The sequence below is a fragment of the Pseudogemmatithrix spongiicola genome, from assembly GCF_030623445.1.
Classification (GTDB): domain Bacteria; phylum Gemmatimonadota; class Gemmatimonadetes; order Gemmatimonadales; family Gemmatimonadaceae; genus Pseudogemmatithrix; species Pseudogemmatithrix spongiicola.
The window spans coordinates 2,544,921-2,566,399 of record NZ_CP130613.1 but is presented as its reverse complement, the minus strand read 5'-3'; the positions used below and the strand labels follow the sequence as shown (position 1 = coordinate 2,566,399).

The window sequence follows — 21,479 nt, the reverse complement described above, 5'->3', positions numbered from 1 at the left end:
GTTGTGCGTTTTCTTTCTGTGGCCTGATATTTGCCTGTAGTAAGCTCGTCCCACACCGCGATGGCGGTTTGGTCGTCGTCCCTCACCTTCCCGTACCTGGAGTTCTCCACATGATGAAGTCTCGCAAGGGCTTTACCCTGATTGAGCTGTTGATCGTGGTCGTGATCATCGGCATTCTCGCCGCGATCGCGATCCCGAAGTTCTCGAACACGAAGGAGAAGGCCTACGTCGCCGCCATGAAGGCCGACCTGCGTAACCTCGTGACCGCTGAAGAGGCGTACTTCTCCGACAACGCCGTCTACACGACGACGCTGACGGCCGATCAGTACCGCACCTCGACGGGCGTGACCAACCTCACGATCGCCGTGGGCACGGGCTACTTCATCGCCACGGTCGACCACACGGCGACCGGCGTGTCCTGCACGATCGAAGTCGGCACGGGCACCCGTGACGGCGAGCCGGTCTGCAACTGATCTGACGATCCCGTCAGTTGGGCGGTGGGCCGGGGATTCCTCCCCGGCCCACCGTTTTTTCACGCCTAGCTGAACGGAAATGATGGCGGTGCTTCGCGGCGCAGGCCCGAGCTTGGGGCATGCAACGCCGCGGAGTCTCCCTGGTTGAAGTGCTCGTGGCCGCCACGCTCTTGGCGGTCGGCGTGGCGGGCACGCTGCACGCGCTCCTGGCGAGTGCGCGCCTCCGACTGGACGCGGACCGTCGCGAAGCCTTGGTGGGCATGTTGCTCGATCGGTTGGCCTGGTTCGAAGCTGCGGCCTGCGCCGGTGGCGACACCGCGGGTGTGACGCGCCTCGCCGACGGGCCCGAGGCCCGCTGGGGCGTGCAGGCGGTCGGCAACCTGCGCGTCCTGACGCTCGACGGCTCGCGCGGGAGCAGGGCGCGCACCGCGCGGACCCATATCGTGACGAGCCGCCCATGCGATTGAAGCACGGGCACACGCTCGTTGAGGCGCTCTGCGCCCTCACGCTCGGCGGCCTGCTTGCGGTGTCGTCCGCCCTCACGCTGGGGGCCACGCGATCGGCGCTGGAGCGTGCCGAAGCGCGTGACATCGGGGGCCGCGCCGAGCGCGAGGCGGTGGCCGTCGTGCGCCGCGCCCTCGCCACCGGGGCGGCGGTGCTCGCGCGCGGTGACACCGCCGTCGAGCTGGACTTGCTCCTTGGTGCCGGCGTCGCCTGCGCTGTCGGGGCGCGCGAGCTCCTGCTGCCGTGGCCAGCAGCGGCCGGCCTTACGACGCTGCCGACGATGCCCACCGCCGACGATCTCGTGGCCGTGCGGAACAGGCCTGTGGCGGCCGAGGACTGGCACTACGCCGTCGTGGACTCCAGCGGGCCGCGCGTGGTGAGCGGAAGCTGTCGCGCGGCCGACGGCTGGCGATCGCCGTTGGCAGAGGCGCAGCCCCTACTGCGCGTCGTGCTTGTCGATTCGGTGCCCGTGGATATCGAACCCGGCGCCGAGGTGCGCTTCTACCGCCGCGGTCGCTTCGCGCTGTACCACGCGGGCCGCGGCGAATGGATGCTCGGCTGGCGGCGCTGCCACCCGTGGTCCGGAGCCTGCGGGCCCATCCAGCCCGTGGCGGGTCCCCTCCGCTCGGCGGGTGCGGGCGGCTTCCGCGTCTCCGCAGCGCACGCACTCACTAATAATGGATGGGAGCTCCGGGCCATGGGTGTGGGCGGACGGGGTGCCGGCGCGCTGGTGTGGCCGTGAGTGTCCTGCGCCTGCGGCGGGGCATCGCGCTCCCGATGGCGCTGCTGGTGCTCGTGGCGCTCGCCCTGCTCAGCGCGCTCGCGCTGACCGACGCCCTGCAGGTCTCGCGCGCCGCGACGCTCGCCGAAGACGAAGCTCGCGCGCGCGCCGCCGTACTCCAGGGCATCGACGGGCTCGGCAATCCCCCAGATCTCGCTTGGCTGTGCCTGCAACCGCCGATGCACCCTGTGGAGGCGGTGGAGCGATTCGCCGACGGACGGCGGGTCGAGCGCCGCTGGTGGGCGGTTGCCCCTGGCGTCGTCCGGGTGGAACTCGTGGGCGTGGGAATGCACGGGGCCCGGCACCGTCGCCTCGGCTGGATGCGGCCAGATACCATAGATGCGGCCGAGCCGTGGGTGGGCTGCCCGCGCGCGACGCGCCTGCTGCCGGCCGGCACCGACTGGCTGGGCGGACATCCCGAAGGCTGACCGTCGGCCATCCCCCGACCACGAAGTCGCGGTCGGCCGTTACCTTGCGGCACGGCCACTCGTGTTATTCCGCAAGACGTATGGCCGTGTCGCATTGACCCTGACCGGGGACGTCCGCAACTTAGGCGACCCAAGTCTCTCTGCCCCTGTCGGTGACGGGAACACCATGGCGCTTTTCGGTCGCAAGAAGACAACCGTCGGTCTCGACATCGGTTCCGGCCTGATCAAGGTCGCGGTGATCGACCACTCCAAGGCGCAGCCGGAGCTCGTGCGGCTGGCCGTGGCGCCGCTGCTTGCCGACGCGATCGTCGAAGGCGAGATCATGGATCCCGGGATCGTGGCCGACGCCATCACGGCGGCCCTGGCCGAGGCCGGCGTGACCACCAAGGACGTGGTCACGGCCGTGGGTGGCCGCGACGTCATCATCAAGAAGATCCAGATTGAGCGCGTGAAGGAGTCCCAGGCGCGTGAGTTGATGCGCTGGGAGGCCGAGCAGCACGTGCCCTTCGACATGGAATCCGTGGAACTCGACTTCCAGATCCTCGATCCCGACGGGACGGATCCGGAAATGAGCGTGCTCCTCGTGGCCGCGAAGCGAGAACTGGTGGAAGGCAAGGTGCGCGTGCTGACGGACGCGGGGCTCACCCCCGTGGCCGTGGACGTGGATGCCTTCGCGCTGCACAACGCCTTCGAGATGAACCATCCCGATGCGATGACCGGGACGGTCGCACTCGTGAACATCGGGCACGAAGTCACCAACGTGAACATCGTCGAGGACGGCATCCCGATCCTCACGCGCGACATCTCCACCGGCACGCGGCGCATGCGCGAGGACCTGCAGCGCGACCGCGGCCTGGGGTCGGATGAAGCCGAGGCGCTGCTGCGCGGCTTCGACCGGTCGGAGCATCTGGATGCGGTGCTCGAGGCGCGCGGCGAAGAGATCGCCGTGGGCATCGAGCGCGCCGTCGCGTTCCTCGCGTCGTCGTCGCGGTCGGGTGGCCAGCTGGCGAGCGTTTTCGTCTGCGGTGGCGGCTCGCGCGCGCCGGGACTCGTGGATGCACTCGGCGACCGGCTGCGGCTGCCGGTGCAGCCGGCGAACCCTTTGGCCAACCTCGTGGTGCGTGACGGCGCTTTCGGATCGCTCGTCACGGACGAGGTAGCCCCCCTGCTGATGCTGCCGTTGGGCCTGGCCCTGCGGACGCCCGCATGATGGACTGGACGAGCCGATGATCGAGATCAATCTCCTCCCAGGCGCGCGCCGGAAGAAGGGCGCGTCGAAGGGTGCCTCCATCAACGTCGGGGCGCTCCTCGAGCAGCTGCGTGGACGCTTCAAGGATCCGTGGCTGATGGTCGCGGTCGGTGGGCTGCTTCTCGGTGTCGCCATCACCGGCTTCATGTGGTATTCACAGAACACCAAGACGGCCGATCTCGCCGAGCGCGAACGCATCGCCGTCCAGGACTCGACGCGCTACGCGGCGGTGCTGGCCCAGCGCAGTGCCGCAGAGGCGCAGCGCGACTCGCTGCTGCGTCAGATCGCCATCATCTCCGCGATCGATGGTGACCGCTTCGTCTGGCCGCACGTGCTGGACGAGGTGGCGCGCGCGCTTCCGACGTACACGTGGTTGCGTCAGCTGCAGCAGTCCAACCAGACGGCTGCCGCCTCGCCGGAAGACGTCGCGGCCAATGGGGGCGGGCGGGTCGCCATCCGCATCCTCGCGTACACCGTGGACCTGCAGGCCGTCACCATCTTCATGAAGAACCTCGAGGCCTCGCCGTTCCTCGAGAACGTGGTGATCTCGAGTTCGGAGTCGGCGACGGTGGATGGAAAGGATGTCCACCAGTTCCAGCTCGACCTGATGTACCAGAAGCCGGATTCGACCGCGATCCGCACGGTTCCCCTTTCGATCGCGGTGAGGTAAGCCATGGCCGGAATGCCGACCAATCAGCGCGACCAGGTGATGCTCGTCGTGGGCATCGTCGGGATCCTCGGCGCTGCCGCGTATTGGAACTTCGTCTACACGCCCAAGGCCGAGACCTTGGCGACCCAGGAAGCGCGCCTCGAGAAGCTCGACCAGACCAACAACCGTGCCAAGGCGATGCTGGCCCGCGGCACGGTGGAACAGATGCGCGAGGAGGCGAAGGTACTCAGCGACAACCTCGCGCTCATTCGCACACTGATCCCCGCGGGCAACGAAGTGCCGGCGTTGCTGGACCAGATCCTCGCGGCGGCTCGTCGCGTCGGGCTCGAGCAGGATAGCTTCGTGCCAGGCGCCGTCGTCCGCGGTGAGACCTTCGATACCTACCGCTACCGGTTCTCGTTCAACGGGACCTATCACCAGATCGCCGAGATGCTCACGGCGGTCGGGTCGCTGCGCCGCATCATGGCCCCGGTGGGCGTGAGTCTGACGCCGGCCCCGCAGGGCAGCTCGCGCCTGCGCGTCGCCAGCGGGCAGCAGGTCTTGAGTGCGAACTTCGACATCCAGACCTACGTCCTCCGTGCCGCAGACGCCGAAGACGGGGGGACCCCATGAACCGTCGCATTCTGGCGATCGCCGCCGTGCTCGTCGCCGTGGCCGTCCCCATGCTCGGCGGCGCCCAGGGTGGCCGTCGTCCGGCGGCTGCGGCGAGCGCGCGCGTGGAAGTGCCGACCGACGGCCTGAAGCGCGATTCGGCGGGCAACGTGATCTTCAACCGCGAAGTCTACAGCTACCCGCTGTCCGGACGCCGCGACCCGTTCTCGTCGCTGATCGAGAGCGGGGACATCCGCCCGATGCTGCAGGACCTCGAAGTCGTCGCCATCACGCTCGCGCCGACGGATCGCCAGTCGATCGCGACGCTCCGCGATGTGTCGAGCAGCGAGATCTACCGTGTGCGCGTCGGTTCGGTGTTCGGGCGCATGCGCGTGGTGGCGATCCGCCAGCGCGAGGTCGTGCTGGCGATCGATGAGTTTGGCAACACGCGGCAGGAGACCCTGTCGATCAACGTTTCCGCTGGGGGAGGTAGGACGCCATGAGGCGCAATCATTCGCTGTCCGCGCTTGCGGCCGGTGCACTCCTGTTCGGCGCGACCGCGCTGTCCGCGGCCCCGCCGGCGCGTTCGGACGCCGCCGCGCGGGTGACGGCCGTGACGGTCGTGCCCGGTGCCGGCAGCGCCGACGTGGTGCTGTCCTTCGCCGGCGAGCTCGACGTCGCCCACTTCACGCTCGAGGGCCCGCACCGCATCGTCGTCGATCTCCGCGGCGCCACGCTGCAGACGCGGGCGCCGGCCTACGACCGCGTCGATCGCGCGGGCATCCGCAACGTGCGCCTCGGCCAGTTCGATGCGAACGTCGTCCGCCTCGTGCTCGATGTCGACGGCCCGCGCGCCTACGAGGTGACACGGACCGACTCCGAAGTGCGTGTGAGCGTGCGGGGAGGCGACAGCTTCTCGCCGTGGTCCAGCGGCATCGAGGCCGCCCGTGCGGTCCCGCAGGTGCCGGTGGCGCCGTCGCCGGTGGCACCCGCGCCGGTGCGCGAGGTGGCCAGTGCACCGATGATCGAGCCGCTGCGCGCCGCCACCCCGGTGCAGCAGGCCACCGAGCAGCCGCGCATCACGGTGACGTTCAGCAACATGAGCATCTTCGACGTCCTCGCCCACTTCTCCGCGTTCTCGGGCCGGACGTTCATCACGGGGTCGGGCGTCACCGGCACCGTGCGCTTCACTGAGATCGTCAACCAGCCGTGGGACGTCGCGCTCAGCAAGGTCCTGCAGGCCAATGGGCTGCAGGCCGTGCAGGACTCGACGGGCATCATCACGGTCGATAGCTACCGCAACCTCGCACAGCGCGTCGCAGCCGAGCCGCTGGTCACCCAGATGGTGCCGGTGAACTACGCGCGCGCATCGGCCCTCGCCGCGACCATCCGTCAGCTCATCGCGGCCTGCTCGTCGGGTTCCGTCGGCGCCGAAAGCACGGTCGTCGACGTCGCGGCGACGCCCGATCCGGCAGCTGCTGCCGCCGGGGCGGCGCCCGCCGCGGCCGGCTCTGCCAACCCCGCCCAGCCGCAGACCTGCGGCCGCGGCGTCGTGACCTTCGACGAGAAGACCAACGTCCTCCTGATCACCGAGACGGTCTCGCGCCTCCCGGAGATCGTCAGCTACGTGCGTGACCTCGACTTCCGCACGCCGCAGGTCGCCATCAAGGCGAAGATCATCGCCGTGGACCGCACGGCGACGCAGGAACTCGGCATCAGCTACGATTTCGGCTCGCCGACGAACTTCAGCAACCAGGTGTTCACGCGGCCGGGGTCGACGGGCGAGTTCACTATCGGCCTGGGCGGCGATGCCTTCATCGGCGTGGCGAACGCCAACCGGTCGTTCTCCGGAACCAGCTCGCTGAACCTCATCTACAACGTCGTGATGGGCGGTAACAGCCTGACGACGTTCCTCGACGCCCTCAGTTCGCAGAATCTGTCGGACGTGCAGGCCGAGCCGAGCACGACGACCATCGATAACCGCAAGGCGACGCTGTTTGCCGGTACGGAAATCGCGTACCTGCTCACGCCGCCGGTGATTCCCGGCCAGATCGCGCCGGTAACGCCGACGATCAATCGCCAGAAGGTCGGCATCACGCTCGAAGTCACGCCGCGCGTGACGGCCAACCGTCAGATTACGATGGAGATCAAGGCCATCCAGCAGTCGGTGCTCGGCATCACCGTGGCCGGTCCGGAAATCTCGGAGCGCCAGTCGACGAACGAAGTGCTCGTCGGCGACGGTGAGACCGCGGTCATCGCCGGCCTTACGCAGACGCAGGTGTCGCGCTTCGAGAGCGGCATCCCGTACCTCATGAAGCTGCCGTGGATCGGTCGCCTCTTCCGCGAGGACCGCACCATCGAGCGCAAGCAGGACCTGTTGATCCTCGTCACGCCGCACATCGTCGACGAAGGCGAAGCGGTCCGCAACAATGCGATGACGCCGCGTCCCTGACGCAGTCCCGATGGCAGGACCGGGGGCCGCTCCGCGATATTGCGGGGCGGCCCCTTCCTCCTTTCTTCCATGCCCCACCTCCGTTTCTCCACCGCCGGCGAATCGCACGGCCCCGCCCTGGTCGCGCTGGTCGAAGGCGTGCCGGCCGGGCTGCCGCTGCTCGCCGCGCACATCGACCAAGAGCTCGCGCGGCGCCAGCAGGGCTACGGCCGCGGGCGGCGCATGGTGATCGAGACGGACCACGTCGAGTTCCTCGCGGGCGTCCGCGCCGGCGAGACGCTGGGCTCGCCCATCGCACTGCTGGTGCGCAACAAGGATTGGGCCAACTGGGAAGCCATCATGGATCCCGCGCCGCGGCCAGAGGACGACACGCCGGAGGGCCGGAAGCGCCAGGTGACGCGCGTGCGGCCCGGGCACGCGGACCTCACGGGCCTGCTCAAGTTCGACCGTGACGACGCCCGCGACATCCTCGAACGCGCCTCGGCTCGCGAGACCACCGCTCGGGTCGCCGCGGGCGCCGTTGCGCGACAGTTGCTGGCCGCGCTCGGCGTGCGCATCGGCAGCCATCTGGTGCACCTCGGCGGCGTAGACGCCGCCGTGCCCGCCGAACTCCCGGTGGACTTGAATGCCGCCGCGGACGCCTCGCCGCTGCGCTGCCTCGATACCATCGCCGAGCAGGAGATGATCGCGCGCATCGATGCGGCCAAGAAGGACGGCAATACGCTGGGCGGCATCTGCGAAGTCGTCGTCACTGGGTTGCCTGTCGGACTCGGCGCGCACGTGAGCTGGGACCGCAAGCTGGACGGTCGCCTCGCCGCCGCCATCTGCTCGATTCCGGCCGTGAAGGGCGTGGAGATGGGCATGGGCTTCGAGGCGGCGCGGCGCACGGGTGCGGAGGTGCACGACGAGATCGTTCCCGCACCGGGGAATCCCCGCACGGGCAACGTGCGGCGCGTGACGAATCGCGCCGGCGGGCTCGAAGGCGGCATGACCACTGGCGAGCCCTTGGTGCTGCGCGTGGCGATGAAGCCGATCTCGACTCTCATGCGTCCGCTGCAGACGGTGGACGTGAAGTCCGGCGAGACGGCGGCCGCTGCGGCGGAGCACAGTGACGTGACGGCGGTGCCGGCAATGGGCGTGATCGCCGAGGCGATGGCCGCGCTGGTGCTCGCCGACGCGGTGCTGGAGAAGTTCGGCGGTGACTCCCTCGGTGAGTTGCAGCGCAACCACGCGAGCTACTTGCAGCGCGTCGCCGAGCGGCTGGGATGATTCCTGCGCCGGAGCGCATCGTGCTCGTCGGGCTCTCGGGCGCGGGGAAGAGCACGGTGGGGCCGCTGGTCTGCGCACAGCTGGACGCGGCGGGCGAGCATGACTGGGGCTTCGTGGATCTCGACGCGGAGATCGAGGCGAAGGCTGGCCGAACGATCCCGGAGATCTTCGCGCGGCAGGGCGAGGCGGCGTTCCGGAAGCTGGAGCGGGCGGTGTCGCGGGAGGTCGCGGCGAGCGGCCGGATCGTGGTGGCGACTGGGGGCGGCTGGATCGAGTTGAAGGACGCGGTGGCGGAGATGCTTCACCGGTCAATCGCTGTGTATTTGCAGGTCTCGCCGGAGGTCGCAGCGGCGCGGATTTCGGCCCAGGGTGGGGGGCGGCCGCTGGTCGGGGGCCCGAATCCCCTCGAAAAGCTGCGCGAACTTCTGGCGCGGCGAGAGCGGCTGTATCTGCAATCGCAGCATACAGTTAGCGTAGATTCGATGTCGCCGGACGAGGTCGCCTCTTATATAGTTGCGCTTGCGACGGGGAGAACTCGGAACTAGGATGACCTCCCTGTTCCGTTCGACCCTCCGAGTTAATGGCAACGACCAAGAAAACCACCGCCAAGAAGGCGACCAAGACGAAGGCCGTCGCGAAGCGCGCCCCCACAAAGGCGCGGCGCCGCAGCGCGGAGCCCGAGCTTCCCCATGACGAGGAGGCCGCCCGCGCGGCGGCCGGCAAGTCGCTCGTCATCGTTGAGTCGCCGGCCAAGGCCAAGACGATCGGCAAGTACCTGGGCTCCGCCTACGCGGTGAAGGCCACGGTCGGCCACATCCGCGACCTGCCGGTGAAGAGCATCGGCATCGACCCCGAGAATGGGTTCGAGCCGGAATACGTGACGATCCCGGGCAAGGAGAAGACGGTCGCCGAGCTCAAGAGCGCGGCCAAGACGGCCAAGGCCGTGTTCATCGCGACCGACCCTGACCGCGAGGGTGAGGCGATTGCCTGGCACGTGGAGTCGCAGATCAAGAAGACCGGCGCGCCGATCAAGCGCGCGCTGTTCTATGAGATCACCAAGGACGCGGTGAGCAAGGCGCTGACCGAGGCCCGCGCGATCGACAGCAAGAAGGTGGACGCACAGCAGGCGCGGCGCGTGCTCGATCGCTTGGTGGGCTACAAGGCCTCGCCCGTGCTGTGGAAGACCGTGAAGAAGGGCCTCTCCGCCGGTCGCGTGCAGACCGTGGCGCTGCGCCTGCTCGTGGAGCGTGAGCGCGAGATCCGCGCGTTCAAGCCGAAGGAGTACTGGACGATCGCCGCGCGCCTCGAGCATGAGGGGCAGGAATTCGTCGCGAAGCTGCACCATCTCGACGGCGAGAAGCCCGAGATCCCGAACGAAGCCGCGGCCAACGCCATCCTCAAGGACCTCGCAGGTCGCAAGCACTTCGACGTCACGGACATCAAGCGGCGCGAGCGTCGCAAGAACCCCGAGGCGCCGTTCAAGACGTCCACGCTTCAGCAGGAAGCCGCCAAGAAGCTGGGCTTCGGCTCCAAGCGCACGATGCGTCTCGCGCAGAACCTCTACGAAGGCGTCGAACTCGGGAAGAGCGAAGGTGCGGTCGGTCTCATCACCTACATGCGCACGGACCACGTGCGCGTGGCGGAGACCGCCGCTGCGGCCGCGCGTGACTACCTTGGCAAGCATTATCCCAAGGAGTTCCTCGCCGACGCCCCGCGGCTCTTCCCCGCCGGCAAGGATGACGCCGCCCAGGGCGCGCACGAAGGCATCCGCCCCACGGATCCGGCCCGCACGCCGGAGAGCGTGGCCAAGTACCTCTCGCCCGAACAGCTCAAGCTCTACACGCTGATCTGGCAGCGCTTCATGGCTTCGCAGATGGCGCCGGCCGTGTTCGACACCACCACGGTGGACTTCGACCTCGGGCGCTACTTGTTCCGCGCCACGGGCTCGGTCATCAAGTTCCAGGGCTTCCTTGCGCTCTACAAGGAAGCGCGTGAAGAAGGCGACTCGAAGGCGCTCGAAGACGAGCAGGCGCTGCCGGCCATCGAACCGGGCGAGCACGCGCCGGTGCGCGGCATCGATCCCTCGCAGCACTTCACCGAGCCGCCGCCGCGCTACTCCGAAGCCTCGCTCGTGAAGGAGCTGGAAAAGCGCGGCATCGGGCGTCCGTCCACCTACGCGAGCATCATCTCGACGCTCACCGAGCGGCACTACGCCGAGCTGCAGCAGCGGCGCTTCTTCCCCACCGAACTCGGCGAGAGCGTCGAGAAGGTGATGGTGAAGCAGTTCCCGCGTGAGTTCGACGTGGGCTTCACCGCGCAGATGGAAGGCGAACTCGACAAGGTCGAGGAAGGCGAGATGGGCTGGAAGGACGTCCTCGAGGAGTTCTGGGGGCCCTTCGAGCACTCGCTGGAGAGCGTGGACGCCGAGGCGTTGATTCGCGAGGCGCACGATCTCTCGGCGCTCGACAACGAGAAGTGCCCGGAGTGCGGCGGACGCCTGCTGCCGAAGGGTGGCTTCTTCGGGCCGTTCGTGGCCTGCGAGAACCATCCCAAGACCTGCAAGTTCACGCGCCCGCTGAAGGGCAAGAAGGAACCGCCGGTGATGACCAAGTACGCCTGCCCGATCTGCGGCAAGCCGATGGTCATCCGTCGTTCGCGCTCGGGCGAGTTCCTCGGCTGCTCGACCTTCCCGAAGTGCAAGGGCACGAAGTCCATGCCGACGGGTGTCATGTGCCCGAAGGACGGCGGCGACATCGCGGCGCGGCGCTCGAAGAAGCGCGGCAAGGCCTTCTACGGCTGCGAGAACTATCCGAACTGCGATTTCGTCTGCTGGGACAAGCCGGTGGCCGAGAAGTGCGCGGAGTGCGGCAACGTGGGCGCGGAAGCGAAGAGCAACAAGACCCGCGGTCACTACCGAAAGTGCCTGAAGTGCGCGAACGAGTGGGATGTGGAAGCGCCGGAAGGCACTGAGGCCACGGAGGCGGCGACGGCGTGACGACGCGGACGGAGATCCACGTCATTGGAGGCGGCCTCGCAGGCAGCGAGGCCGCCTTTCAGTTGGCGGAGCGTGGGCACCGCGTGGTGCTGCACGAGATGCGCGGTGCGCCGGGCAACCAAGGCACGCCGGCGCATCGCACGGAGAGTTTGGCCGAGCTCGTGTGCTCGAACACCTTCAAGAGCACGGACGCGACGAACGCGCACGGCTTGCTCAAGGCGGAGATGCGCGCGCTGGGCTCGGTGATCCTCGAGTGCGCGGATGCGGCGCGCATTCCGGCCGGCACGGCGCTCGCAGTGGACCGCGACATCTTCTCGGCGGCCGTGCAGGCGCGGATCCTGGCGCATCCCAACATCACCGTCGTGCGCGACGAGATCACGGCGCTGCCGGAGGTTGGCATCATCGCGACGGGCCCGCTGACGAGCGATGGGTTGGCCGCAAGCATCGCGTCGCGCTTGGGTGCCAAGTCGCTGGCCTTCTACGATGCGATTGCGCCGGTGATATCGTCCGAGTCGATCGATACGAGCATCGCCTTCCGCGCCGCGCGCTGGGGCAAGGAGACGATGGCCGAGGCCGGTCCGGAGGGCGCGTATCTCAATTGCCCGATGACGAAGGAGGAGTACGACGCCTTCATCGCGGCGATGGTCGAGGCGGACCTGTATCACTCGCACGAGTTCGAGGACATCCCGTACTTCGAGGGCTGCATGCCCGTCGAGGAGATGGCGCGCCGCGGGGCCGAGACGCTGCGCCACGGCCCGATGCGGCCCGTGGGGCTGCGCGACCCGCGCAGCGGCAAGCGGCCGTGGGCGGTGCTGCAGCTGCGCCAGGAGGATCGGGCGGGGCGCATGTGGAACCTCGTGGGCTGCCAGACGCGCATGCGGTATCCGGAGCAGACGAAGGTGTTCCGCCTCGTGCCCGGCTTGGGCAACGCGGAGTTCCTGCGCTTCGGCAGCATCCATCGGAACTCGTACCTGAATGCGCCGCAGGCGCTCTCACCACATCTCTCGCTCAAGGACTCGGAGACGACGCTCTTCGCCGGGCAGATCACGGGTGTGGAGGGGTACACGGAGAGCACGGCCACCGGCATCATGGCGGGCATCAACCTCGACCGCCTGCTGCGGGGTGAGCGGCCCGTGCTGCCCCCGCCGACCACGATGCTGGGGGCGCTGTACCGACACCTGCGCGAGGCCGACCCGGCGCACTTCCAGCCGATGAACGCCAACTTCGGGCTGCTCGAGGAGCTCGCCGACCCGCCGCGCGACAAGGCCCTGAAGCGGGAGCGGTACGCCGAGCGGGCGTTACAGGAACTGGCCTCGTGGCGTCAGGAGTATGGCGTGGTCTCGCTCTCTCCCTCCGGAGCCTCGGTATGAAGTTCCTCATCAAGCTGGTGCTGGTCGTCGCCCTGGTGGTCGTCGGGGGCGCGTACCTCTACGGACGCCGCTTGCCGCGCGAACATGTGGTGACGAGCACCCTGGTGCTCGTCACGCCGGCGGATACGGTGTTCAAGGTGATCCGCAACATCGAGGCGTCGCCGACGTGGTGGAACGACGTCGTGTCGGTGGAGCGCATCAAGGGCGCGCCGCGGGAATCGTGGCGTGAGGACATGGGCGCCATGGGCAGCATCGAGATCGAGATCACCAGCGTGAATCCGCCGCGCGAGATGGTCGTGAACATCCTCAACGCCGAGGCGCAGGGGTGGGGCGGCACCTGGTACTACGAGGTGCGCGACACGCCCTCCGGCACGGAAGTGACGATCACCGAGGAAGGCTGGGTAGACTCGCCGATCTTCCGCACGGTGATGCAGCTGCGCGGCAAGCATCGCACGATCGACTCGTTCCTCTCGTCGCTCGGGGCGCACTTCGGCGAGTCGGCGACGCCGCGGCATGGCTGACGCACTCGTCGCCGAGTTCCTGACGCATCTCGAGAAGGAGCGCGACGTCTCGCCGCACACGGTGACGGCGTACGCGCGCGACCTCGACGAGCTGGCGTCCGTGCTGGCGCGGCACCTCGGCGTGGAGCGCGTGGACTGGGCGACGGTGGACCGGCTCGCCCTTCGCGCATGGCTGGCGCATCTCTCGCGCCGCGGACTCTCGAAGAGGTCCAGTGCGCGGGCGCTCTCGGCGGCGCGCTCGTTCTTCCGCTGGCTGCATCGCAACGATCTCGTCGAGGCGAACCCCGCGCGCGCGGTGAGTTCCCCCAAGCTCGAGAAGCATCTCCCGGGGCACCTGGACCGTGCGCAGGTCGAGACGCTACTCCAGGCGGCCGCGACGCGGGCGCAGGAGGGGCGCTTCAACGACGTGCGGGACCTGGCGATCCTCGAGCTGTTCTACTCCACGGGTCTCCGCCTCTCGGAGCTGCGCGGCATCGATCGGCGCGACCTCGACTTGCTTGCCGGCTCCGTGAAGGTGCGCGGCAAGGGACGCAAGGAGCGCATCGTGCCCGTGGGCGGACCGGCGCAGCGCGCGCTACGCGAGTACGAGCGCCTGCGTGACCAGCTCATCGCGCAGGTGGGCCCCAAGGCGGATCGCGTGGCGTTCTTCTTGAGCAGCCGCGGCAAGCGCATGAGCCAGAAGACGCTGCACAACGCCGTCACCGCCGCGCTCGGCGAGGTGGACGAGGGCGCGGGGCTCTCGGCCCACGCGCTGCGGCATACCTTCGCCACGCACCTTCTGGACGGCGGGGCGGACCTGCGGGCGGTCCAGGAGCTGCTCGGGCATGCCAGCGTGAGCACGACGCAGATCTACACGCATACCAGCGTGGAGCGGCTCAAGCAGGTGTACCGCGGGGCGCATCCGCGGGCGTAGGCGGGAGTATATTTCCCCTCTTATGCCGCTCCCCACGTTCCACGCCACGACCATCCTCGCCGTTCGCCGCGACGGCAAGGTCGCCATCGGCGGCGACGGCCAGGTCTCCGTCGGCGACACGGTCATGAAGGCCGGCGCCGTGAAGGTGCGCGCCCTGAAGGGCGGGCGCGTGCTGGCGGGCTTCGCCGGCGCCGCCGCCGATGCCTTTACTCTTTTCGAGAAGTTCGAGGAGAAGCTCGAGCGCCATCCGGGCAACCTGCCCAAGGCTGCCGTGGAGCTGGCCAAGGAATGGCGCTCCGACCGCGTGCTGCGCCGCCTCGAGGCCCTGCTCGTGGTGGTGGACGTGAACCACGGCTTCGTGATCTCCGGCAACGGCGAACTCATCGAGCCGGACGACGGCATCCTCGCCATCGGTTCCGGCGGCTCGTACGCGCTGGCCGCGGCCCGCGCGCTGGTGCGCGAGACGAATCTCCCGCCCACGGAGATCGTGAAGCGCGCGCTCACCATCGCCGGCGAGATCTGCGTCTACACCAACACGCACATCACCGTCGTGGAGCCCAGCGCCTGATGGCGGGTCCGCGGACGGAGCAGGCGCTGGCCCGCCTTGCCGATCTCACGCCGCGGCGCATCGTCGCCGAGCTGGACCGGTACATCGTGGGGCAGGCGGAGGCCAAGAAGGCCGTGGCGATCGCCCTGCGCAATCGCTGGCGCCGGCAGCGCGCGCCCGAGGGCATCCGCCAGGAGATCTCGCCCAACAACATCATCCTCATCGGCCCGACCGGCGTGGGCAAGACGGAGATCGCGCGGCGCTTGGCCAAGCTCTCCGGCGCGCCGTTCGTGAAGGTCGAGGCCTCGAAGTTCACGGAAGTGGGCTACGTGGGCCGCGACGTGGAAGGCATGGTGCGCGACCTCGTCGACAGCGCCATCGAGATGGTGCGCACGGAGCGCGAGCTGGAGGTCGAGGACCTCGCCAACGACCGCGTGGACGAGCGCCTGTTGGACCTGCTCCTCCCGCCGCCGCCCAAGTCGTCGGCGACCCCGTCCAGCGGCACGGACCGTGTGTTCGTCGCCGGCCCCGAAGGCAACGTGCAGCAGGAGCAGGCGCTGGCTGAGGAGCGGCATAAGCGCACGCGCGAGAAGCTCAAGCAGTTGCTGCGCGACGGCCAGCTCGAGCAGCGGGAAGTCGAGGTCGAAGTCGCCCAGCAGCCGCCGATGATGGATCAGCTCTCGCAGCCCGGCGCGCCGGAAGGCATGCAGAACTTCACCGACATGCTCGCCGACCTGCTACCGAAGCGCACGAAGAAGCGCACGGTGAAGGTCGCCGAGGCGCGGCGGATCCTGCTCGACCAGGAGTTCGACAAGCTCATCGACCTCGACGACGTGATCGGTGACGCCATCGAGCGCGTCGAGACGATGGGCATCATCTTCCTCGACGAGATCGACAAGATCGCCGGGCAGAAGGGCGACTTCGGCGGGCCGGACGTCTCGCGCGAGGGCGTGCAGCGCGACCTGCTGCCCATCGTCGAAGGCAGCAACGTGCAGACGCGGCACGGCATGGTGAAGACGGACCACGTGCTGTTCATCGCGGCCGGCGCGTTCCACGTGAGCAAGCCGAGCGACCTCATCCCCGAGCTGCAGGGCCGCTTCCCGATCCGCGTGGAGCTCAAGCCGCTCACCGAGGCGGACTTCGTGCGCATCATGACCGAGCCGGAGAACGCCCTCACCAAGCAGTACGCGGCGCTCGTCAAGGCGGACGGCTGCGACCTCACCTTCTCGGCCGATGGGATCGCCGAGATCGCGCGCATCGCCGCGCAGGTGAACGCGAAGATGGAGAACATCGGCGCGCGGCGCCTGCACACGGTGATGACCACGCTGCTCGAAGACCTGCTCTACGAGCTGCCTGACCGCGGCACGGCACCCGAAGTGGTGGATGCCAAGGTGGTGAAGCAGCGACTCGGTGCGATTGCCGAGGACGAAGACCTGCGGAAGTACATCCTGTGAGGACGACGATGCAGCGGCGAGCACTGGCCGGCCTGGCGCTGGCACTGGCGGCGGGCGCGGCGACGGGCTGCGGCGAGCGCCGCGACATCGCGGACCTGGCGGCGAACCTGGCCCCCTACGACCAGCTGCGCGGCATGAACATCGCCGAGCTGCGGGCCGGGCAGGTGCGGGCGATGCGGCGGGCCGTCGAGCGGTCGCCGCTCGAGGGATACCGCGAGCGTATCGGGGAGTGGGACGTGGTGTACTCGGTGCAGGGCTACGACGGCACCGGCGACGAGTCGTGGCCGCGTGAGGATGTGCAGGTGCTGGAGGTCGAAGCCACGCAGCAGTTGGCGTCCGACAGCGCCGCGATGGCCGCGTGGTTCGAGACCGCGACGAAGATGCGCAACGAGACGGGCGCGACGCCGCACTGCCTCTCCGTCCAAGGCTCCGGATTCGCACTGACCGTCGTGGAGTTCGACCGCGGCGGAAACTGGCGACTCGCCGTCACCTACGCGCCGTCGGTGCGCCTGCGCAATCGCCAGGTGCTCTCGGCGCGCACGGCCGTCGCGGTGCGCCGTTTCTCGTTGCGGGAGCGCTTCCCGCAGCAAGGCCAGCCCAACCCCGATTCGCTACCGACGTGGAAAGACGAACCCGAGGAGTGCAGGTTCCCGTGAAGCCGCATCGTGACTTCCTCGCGCTGACCGACTTCTCGGCGGCCGAGCTGCGCGCCCTGTTCCGGCTGTCCGACGCGATGCGCCGCGGCGAGTACCGCAAGCGTCCGCTCGAGGGCATGGCCTTCGCGATGCTGTTCATGAAGTCCAGCACGCGCACGCGCGTCTCGTTCGAAGTCGGCGCCTGGCAGCTCGGCGCCCACGCGCTGTTCCTCTCGCCGCGCGACGTGCAGCTCGGTCGCGGCGAGGCCGTGGCAGACACGGCCCGCGTGCTCGACCGCATGGTGCAGGGCATGATGATCCGCACCTTTGCGCACGCCGACGTGGAAGAGTACGCGCGCCACTCGCAGGTGCCGGTCATCAACGGGCTCACGGACCTGCAGCATCCCTGCCAGATCCTCGCGGACCTGCTGACGGTGCAGCAGCACCTCGGCAGCTTCGAAGGCAAGACCATCACGTGGATCGGCGACGGCAACAACATGGCCAACAGCTGGTGCGATGCCGCGTCCCTGCTGGGCTTCACCCTGCGCCTCGCCTGCCCGGAAGGGTATGACCCCGACCCCACGATTCTCGCCCGTGCGACGACAGGAGGCAACGTGCAGCTCCTGCGCGATCCGCATGCGGCCTGCGATGGTGCGCACGTCGTCACCACGGACGTGTGGGCGTCGATGGGCCAGGAGAAGGAGCAGGCGATCCGCGAGCGGGCCTTCGCGCCGTTCCAGGTGAACGGCCCGATGATGGCGCGCGCCCGGAAGGATGCGATCTTCCTGCATTGCTTGCCGGCGCATCGCGGCGAGGAAGTGAGCGCGGAGGTGATCGACGGTCCCCAGAGCCGCGTGTGGGACGAAGCCGAGAACCGCCTCCACGTGCAGAAGGCCGTGATGGCGGTGTTGATGGGCGGCGAGCCGCTGGGCTGACCGCCATGTACGCCGTGATCGGCGCGGGACCGATGGGGCTCGCGACGGCGCGCGTGCTGCAGAAGCACGGCCTGCCCTTCACGGGCTTCGAGCTGCACAGCGGCGTCGGCGGCCTCTGGGACATCGCGAATCCGCAGAGCACGGTGTACGAGAGTGCGCACCTGATCTCGTCGAAGCGGATGACGGAGTTCGCCGAGTTTCCGATGCGGCCCGAGGTGGCGCCGTACCCGCGGCACGATGAGCTCAAGCGTTACTTCGTCGAGTTCGCCGCGCACTTCGGCCTCACGCGGCACTACGAGTTCTCGACGCAGGTCCTGCGCGTCGCCCGGGCGGCCGAGGGCGGCTGGAACGTGACGACCGCGTGCGGTGGTACGGAGCGCACACGGCACTTCGCGGGCGTGCTCATCGCCACGGGTACGCTGCATCATCCGTTCCAGCCGGCGCTGCCCGGCGCATTCGCCGGCACCGTGATGCACTCGGCGCAGTACAAGTCGCCCGAGCAGCTGCGCGGCCAGCGCGTGTTGGTCGTCGGCTGCGGCAACTCCGGGGCCGACATCGCCGTGGACGCCGTGCGTGCCGCCGCGTCGGTGGACCTGAGCGTACGCCGCGGATACTGGTTCCTGCCCAAGTTCCTCAAGGGAAAGCCGATCGACACTTTCGGCGGCCTCATCCGGTTGCCACGTCCGCTGAAGCAGCGGCTCGACGGCCTGATGGTGCGGATGGTCGTCGGCAAGCCGTCGGATTACGGACTGCCGGATCCGGAGTATCGGCTGTACGAGTCGCATCCCGTGATGAACTCGCTGCTGCTGCATCATCTGGCGCACGGCGACATCACGCCGCGCGCAGACGTCGCGAGCGTCGAGGGCCATGGCGTCACCTTTGCCGACGGCAGGAGCGCGGACTACGACACGATCCTCCAAGCCACGGGCTATGCGTTGCACTATCCGTTCATCGCGCGCGAGGCATTGAACTGGCCAGCCGCGGCCGCCGCGCCATCGCTGTACCTGAACGTCATGCACCCGACGGACGACACGCTCTTCCTCATGGGCATGGTCGAAGCCAGTGGCTTGGGCTGGCAGGGGCGCTACGAGCAGGCGGAGCTGGTGGCGCTGTACCTTGCACGACTGGCCGAGCGGCATCCGGCGGCGCTGGCGCTGCAGGCGGAGAAGCGCGCGAAGTTCGGCGAGCGAGTGGACGGGGGCTTCAACTACCTGAAGCTCGACCGCATGGCGTACTACGTGCACAAGGACAGCTACCTGAAGCTGCTGCGGCGACACACGCGCGCGCTGCGCGGCTAGGCAAGCATGGACGACGCGCTGCCGCTGAAGTTCGACCCGTCGGGCCTGGTCGCATTGAACGCGATCGTTGCGCTCATGGTGTTCGGCGCATCGCTGGACTTACGGCTCGACGACCTGCGGCGCGTCGTGCGCCGGCCGGCGGGAATCTTCGCGGGGCTCTCGGCGCAGGCGGTACTCACGCCCGCTGCGACCTGCCTGCTGACCTGGGTGTTCAAGGTGGACCCCGCGCTCTCGCTGGGCATGATGCTTGTCGCGGCCTGCCCGAGCGGGGCGCTGAGCAACGTGCTGACCTGGCGGTCGCGCGGCAACGTGGCGCTCTCGGTGGGCATGACGACGGTGTCGAGTCTCGCGGCGACGGCGCTGACGCCGCTCAACTTCGCGTTGTACGGCTGGCTCAACCCGCGCACGCGCGAGCTGCTGCGCGATGTCGAGCTTCCGGTGGGCGGCATCCTGGCGCAGGTCGCGCTGGTGCTCGCGCTGCCCGTCATCGCGGGTGTCCTCGTGGGCACGCGGGCGCCGCGCGTGGCCCAGCGCCTCGAGCGGCCCCTGCGCCAACTCAGCTTCCTCATCCTCATCGCGTTCATCGCCGGCGCCTTCTGGGAGAACCGCGCGTTGTTCGTCGAGCGCTTCGGGAGCTTCTTCTGGCTCGTCGTGCTGCAGAACGCCATGGCGCTGGGCATCGGCCTTGGCGTCGCGCGCCTCGCCCGGCTCGACGACGCCGACACGCGCGCCGTGACCATCGAGGTCGGGATCCACAACTCCGGCCTCGGCTTGGCGATCCTCTTCACGTTCTTCCCGACCGCCGGCTCGATGATGCTCATCACCGCGTTCTGGGGCGTGTGGCACCTCGTGAGTGGGCTGCTGCTCAGTGCCTACTGGGGGGCGAGGCCGCCGCGTGCCTGAGAAGCGTATCCTCATCACCGGTGCCGGCGGCTACGTCGGGCGTATCGTCGGCGAACGCCTGGCGGCCGAGCACTTCGTCGTCGGTGCGGACCTCCGGGCGCGCAGTGACCTCGGATTCGAGATCGTCGCGCTCGACGTCCGCGACCCGCGCCTGCGCGACCTCATGGCGGACCTGCGCATCTCGCACGTCATCCATTTGGCGGCCGTGCTCGAAGGCGGTCGGGATCGCAAGACGGACTACGACATCGACGTCGGCGGCACGAACAACGTCGTCGCGTGCGCCGTCGATGCAGGGGTGCGGCATCTCACGGTGTCCAGTTCCGGCGCCGCGTACGGCTACCATGCCGACAACCCGGCGTGGATCACCGAGGATCATCCGCTGCGCGCCAGCGAGCGCTTCGCGTACGCCTATCACAAGCGCGTCGTCGAGCAGCTGCTTGCGCGGTATCGCCAGCTCGCGCCGCAGCTTGGCCAGCTCGTGCTGCGCATCTGCACCGTGCTCGGCGCGACGACCAAGAACCAGATCACCGCGCTGTTCCAGCAGCGCCGCATCCTCGGCGTGCGGGGCAGCGATTCGCGCTTCGTGTTCATCTGGGATGAGGACGTGGCGGGTGCGATCCTGCACGGGGTGCGGGGAGACCGCACCGGCGTCTACAACCTGGCCGGGGATGGGGCCATGACCATCCACGAGATCGCCGAGGCGCTTGGGAAACCGACGCGCATGCTGCCGGCGTTTGTCATCCGTCAGGCGCTGGGGATCGGGCGGTTCTTCCGACTCAGCCGATACGGGCCGGAGCAGCTGGACTTCCTGCGCTACCGGCCCGTGCTAGACAATCGCCGCCTCAAGGAGGTCTTCGGCTACACGCCGCAGAAGACGTCCGCCGAGGCCTTCCAGACCTTTGCCGAGGCCCAGCGGGGACGCGAACGCGCCCCTGCCGGCGCACCGTGATGCCGCTGCGCTATTCGAATGTCGGTCCGGGCGATCTCGCGCCGGACTTCACCTTGCCCACGCCCGACGGCTCGCCCGTCACGTTGTCGTCGTTTCGAGGCAAGCGCGTGGTCCTCTACTTCTATCCGAAGGACTCCACGCCCGGCTGTACCACGGAGGCCTGCGAGTTCCAGGAGCACCTGCCGCGCCTCAAGCGCCGGCGCACCGTGGTGCTCGGCGTCGCGCCCGGCACGCTGCGGTCAAAGGCGAAGTTCGCGGCGGCGCAGGGACTCACGTTTCCGTTGCTCAATGACGAGGATGCGGCGGTCTGCCAAGCCTACGGGGTCTGGCAGGAGAAGCAGCTCTACGGCACGAAGTACATGGGCGTGATGCGCACGACCTTCGCGATTGACGCCGAGGGCCGCGTCGAACGCGTCTGGGAAAAGGTGCAGGAGAAGGGCCACGCCGCGGCGGTGAATGCCTTTCTGCTGGGGAAGCCGGAACCTCCGCCGGCCCAGGCCGTGGTCCGCGCGGCGCCTCGTGCGGCTCGAAAGAAATAGTCG

23 protein-coding genes are annotated in these 21,479 nt (G+C 68.7%); all 23 read left to right on the top strand.

Annotated elements, in window-relative coordinates; translation table 11 throughout:
• The first annotated feature begins 110 nt into the window (after positions 1–110).
• The 23 genes from Strain318_RS11865 to bcp all read left to right on the top strand — a co-directional run bounded on the left by Strain318_RS11865 (position 111) and on the right by bcp (position 21,476).
• Entirely contained in the window at positions 111–473 is a 363-nt protein-coding gene (locus Strain318_RS11865; protein WP_367885907.1) for a type IV pilin protein, read from the top strand.
• Positions 474–592: 119 nt separating this feature from the next.
• Complete coding sequence (locus Strain318_RS11860; RefSeq protein ID WP_367885906.1) at positions 593–940, top strand: type IV pilus modification PilV family protein; 348 nt, start codon at positions 593–595, stop codon at positions 938–940.
• Complete coding sequence (locus tag Strain318_RS11855; RefSeq protein WP_367885905.1) at positions 931–1,719, top strand: hypothetical protein; 789 nt, start codon at positions 931–933, stop codon at positions 1,717–1,719. The genes Strain318_RS11860 and Strain318_RS11855 overlap by 10 nt, the downstream gene beginning before the upstream one ends.
• The gene (locus Strain318_RS11850; protein ID WP_367885904.1) at positions 1,716–2,186 is read left to right on the top strand and encodes a hypothetical protein; all 471 of its coding nucleotides are present in this window, start codon (positions 1,716–1,718) and stop codon (positions 2,184–2,186) included. The genes Strain318_RS11855 and Strain318_RS11850 overlap by 4 nt, the downstream gene beginning before the upstream one ends.
• Positions 2,187–2,352: 166 nt before the next feature.
• Positions 2,353–3,396: a type IV pilus assembly protein PilM gene (gene pilM / locus Strain318_RS11845; RefSeq protein ID WP_367885903.1), complete on the top strand. Its 1,044-nt coding sequence runs from the start codon at positions 2,353–2,355 to the stop codon at positions 3,394–3,396.
• Between the two features lie 16 nt (positions 3,397–3,412).
• On the top strand, positions 3,413–4,105 hold the full coding sequence (locus tag Strain318_RS11840; protein WP_367885902.1) for a PilN domain-containing protein: 693 nt from the start codon (positions 3,413–3,415) through the stop codon (positions 4,103–4,105).
• Positions 4,106–4,108: 3 nt separating this feature from the next.
• Positions 4,109–4,717, top strand: a complete 609-nt coding sequence (locus tag Strain318_RS11835; RefSeq protein ID WP_367885901.1) for a type IV pilus inner membrane component PilO — start codon at positions 4,109–4,111, stop codon at positions 4,715–4,717.
• Positions 4,714–5,199 carry a hypothetical protein gene (locus Strain318_RS11830; protein ID WP_367885900.1) on the top strand — a complete coding sequence of 162 codons (486 nt, stop codon included), beginning with the start codon at positions 4,714–4,716 and terminating at the stop codon, positions 5,197–5,199. The genes Strain318_RS11835 and Strain318_RS11830 overlap by 4 nt, the downstream gene beginning before the upstream one ends.
• On the top strand, positions 5,196–7,148 hold the full coding sequence (locus Strain318_RS11825; protein ID WP_367885899.1) for a type IV pilus secretin family protein: 1,953 nt from the start codon (positions 5,196–5,198) through the stop codon (positions 7,146–7,148). The genes Strain318_RS11830 and Strain318_RS11825 overlap by 4 nt, the downstream gene beginning before the upstream one ends.
• A gap of 69 nt (positions 7,149–7,217) precedes the next feature.
• Positions 7,218–8,417 carry a chorismate synthase gene (gene aroC / locus Strain318_RS11820; RefSeq protein ID WP_367885898.1) on the top strand — a complete coding sequence of 400 codons (1,200 nt, stop codon included), beginning with the start codon at positions 7,218–7,220 and terminating at the stop codon, positions 8,415–8,417.
• A complete protein-coding gene (locus Strain318_RS11815) occupies positions 8,414–8,962 on the top strand; it encodes a shikimate kinase (RefSeq protein WP_367885897.1) in 549 nt (182 codons plus the stop codon). Before aroC ends, Strain318_RS11815 begins: the two co-directional genes overlap by 4 nt.
• A 35-nt stretch (positions 8,963–8,997) precedes the next feature.
• Positions 8,998–11,412, top strand: a complete 2,415-nt coding sequence (gene topA / locus Strain318_RS11810) for a type I DNA topoisomerase (protein ID WP_367885896.1) — start codon at positions 8,998–9,000, stop codon at positions 11,410–11,412.
• A complete protein-coding gene (gene trmFO, locus Strain318_RS11805) occupies positions 11,409–12,782 on the top strand; it encodes a methylenetetrahydrofolate--tRNA-(uracil(54)-C(5))-methyltransferase (FADH(2)-oxidizing) TrmFO (RefSeq protein ID WP_367885895.1) in 1,374 nt (457 codons plus the stop codon). Before topA ends, trmFO begins: the two co-directional genes overlap by 4 nt.
• Entirely contained in the window at positions 12,779–13,303 is a 525-nt protein-coding gene (locus Strain318_RS11800) for an SRPBCC family protein (RefSeq protein ID WP_367885894.1), read from the top strand. Before trmFO ends, Strain318_RS11800 begins: the two co-directional genes overlap by 4 nt.
• Positions 13,296–14,216, top strand: a complete 921-nt coding sequence (locus Strain318_RS11795; RefSeq protein WP_367885893.1) for a tyrosine recombinase XerC — start codon at positions 13,296–13,298, stop codon at positions 14,214–14,216. Before Strain318_RS11800 ends, Strain318_RS11795 begins: the two co-directional genes overlap by 8 nt.
• A 22-nt stretch (positions 14,217–14,238) precedes the next feature.
• A complete protein-coding gene (gene hslV / locus Strain318_RS11790; protein ID WP_367885892.1) occupies positions 14,239–14,784 on the top strand; it encodes an ATP-dependent protease subunit HslV in 546 nt (181 codons plus the stop codon).
• Positions 14,784–16,217 carry an ATP-dependent protease ATPase subunit HslU gene (hslU, locus tag Strain318_RS11785; RefSeq protein ID WP_367885891.1) on the top strand — a complete coding sequence of 478 codons (1,434 nt, stop codon included), beginning with the start codon at positions 14,784–14,786 and terminating at the stop codon, positions 16,215–16,217. Before hslV ends, hslU begins: the two co-directional genes overlap by 1 nt.
• Positions 16,214–16,873: a hypothetical protein gene (locus Strain318_RS11780; RefSeq protein WP_367885890.1), complete on the top strand. Its 660-nt coding sequence runs from the start codon at positions 16,214–16,216 to the stop codon at positions 16,871–16,873. Before hslU ends, Strain318_RS11780 begins: the two co-directional genes overlap by 4 nt.
• Positions 16,870–17,787 carry an ornithine carbamoyltransferase gene (argF, locus tag Strain318_RS11775; protein WP_367885889.1) on the top strand — a complete coding sequence of 306 codons (918 nt, stop codon included), beginning with the start codon at positions 16,870–16,872 and terminating at the stop codon, positions 17,785–17,787. The genes Strain318_RS11780 and argF overlap by 4 nt, the downstream gene beginning before the upstream one ends.
• 5 nt (positions 17,788–17,792) lie before the next feature.
• The gene (locus Strain318_RS11770; protein ID WP_367885888.1) at positions 17,793–19,085 is read left to right on the top strand and encodes a flavin-containing monooxygenase; all 1,293 of its coding nucleotides are present in this window, start codon (positions 17,793–17,795) and stop codon (positions 19,083–19,085) included.
• Between the two features lie 6 nt (positions 19,086–19,091).
• Entirely contained in the window at positions 19,092–19,988 is an 897-nt protein-coding gene (locus tag Strain318_RS11765; RefSeq protein WP_367885887.1) for a bile acid:sodium symporter family protein, read from the top strand.
• On the top strand, positions 19,981–20,937 hold the full coding sequence (locus Strain318_RS11760) for an SDR family oxidoreductase (RefSeq protein WP_367885886.1): 957 nt from the start codon (positions 19,981–19,983) through the stop codon (positions 20,935–20,937). The genes Strain318_RS11765 and Strain318_RS11760 overlap by 8 nt, the downstream gene beginning before the upstream one ends.
• Entirely contained in the window at positions 20,937–21,476 is a 540-nt protein-coding gene (gene bcp, locus Strain318_RS11755; protein ID WP_367885885.1) for a thioredoxin-dependent thiol peroxidase, read from the top strand. Before Strain318_RS11760 ends, bcp begins: the two co-directional genes overlap by 1 nt.
• The last annotated feature ends 3 nt before the right edge of the window (positions 21,477–21,479 follow it).

What these genes read in the sequence shown, in the direction of transcription:
- hslU (WP_367885891.1), top strand. Translation starts at nt 14,784, where the DNA reads ATGGCGGGTCCGCGGACGGAGCAGGCGCTGGCCCGCCTTGCCGATCTC.
- Strain318_RS11770 (WP_367885888.1), top strand. Translation starts at nt 17,793, where the DNA reads ATGTACGCCGTGATCGGCGCGGGACCGATGGGGCTCGCGACGGCGCGC.
- Strain318_RS11795 (WP_367885893.1), top strand. Translation starts at nt 13,296, where the DNA reads ATGGCTGACGCACTCGTCGCCGAGTTCCTGACGCATCTCGAGAAGGAG.
- pilM (WP_367885903.1), top strand. Translation starts at nt 2,353, where the DNA reads ATGGCGCTTTTCGGTCGCAAGAAGACAACCGTCGGTCTCGACATCGGT.
- bcp (WP_367885885.1), top strand. Translation starts at nt 20,937, where the DNA reads ATGCCGCTGCGCTATTCGAATGTCGGTCCGGGCGATCTCGCGCCGGAC.
- Strain318_RS11800 (WP_367885894.1), top strand. Translation starts at nt 12,779, where the DNA reads ATGAAGTTCCTCATCAAGCTGGTGCTGGTCGTCGCCCTGGTGGTCGTC.
- Strain318_RS11830 (WP_367885900.1), top strand. Translation starts at nt 4,714, where the DNA reads ATGAACCGTCGCATTCTGGCGATCGCCGCCGTGCTCGTCGCCGTGGCC.
- Strain318_RS11825 (WP_367885899.1), top strand. Translation starts at nt 5,196, where the DNA reads ATGAGGCGCAATCATTCGCTGTCCGCGCTTGCGGCCGGTGCACTCCTG.
- Strain318_RS11840 (WP_367885902.1), top strand. Translation starts at nt 3,413, where the DNA reads ATGATCGAGATCAATCTCCTCCCAGGCGCGCGCCGGAAGAAGGGCGCG.
- Strain318_RS11815 (WP_367885897.1), top strand. Translation starts at nt 8,414, where the DNA reads ATGATTCCTGCGCCGGAGCGCATCGTGCTCGTCGGGCTCTCGGGCGCG.
- Strain318_RS11860 (WP_367885906.1), top strand. Translation starts at nt 593, where the DNA reads ATGCAACGCCGCGGAGTCTCCCTGGTTGAAGTGCTCGTGGCCGCCACG.
- Strain318_RS11835 (WP_367885901.1), top strand. Translation starts at nt 4,109, where the DNA reads ATGGCCGGAATGCCGACCAATCAGCGCGACCAGGTGATGCTCGTCGTG.
- Strain318_RS11865 (WP_367885907.1), top strand. Translation starts at nt 111, where the DNA reads ATGATGAAGTCTCGCAAGGGCTTTACCCTGATTGAGCTGTTGATCGTG.
- topA (WP_367885896.1), top strand. Translation starts at nt 8,998, where the DNA reads ATGGCAACGACCAAGAAAACCACCGCCAAGAAGGCGACCAAGACGAAG.
- Strain318_RS11855 (WP_367885905.1), top strand. Translation starts at nt 931, where the DNA reads ATGCGATTGAAGCACGGGCACACGCTCGTTGAGGCGCTCTGCGCCCTC.
- hslV (WP_367885892.1), top strand. Translation starts at nt 14,239, where the DNA reads ATGCCGCTCCCCACGTTCCACGCCACGACCATCCTCGCCGTTCGCCGC.
- Strain318_RS11765 (WP_367885887.1), top strand. Translation starts at nt 19,092, where the DNA reads ATGGACGACGCGCTGCCGCTGAAGTTCGACCCGTCGGGCCTGGTCGCA.
- aroC (WP_367885898.1), top strand. Translation starts at nt 7,218, where the DNA reads ATGCCCCACCTCCGTTTCTCCACCGCCGGCGAATCGCACGGCCCCGCC.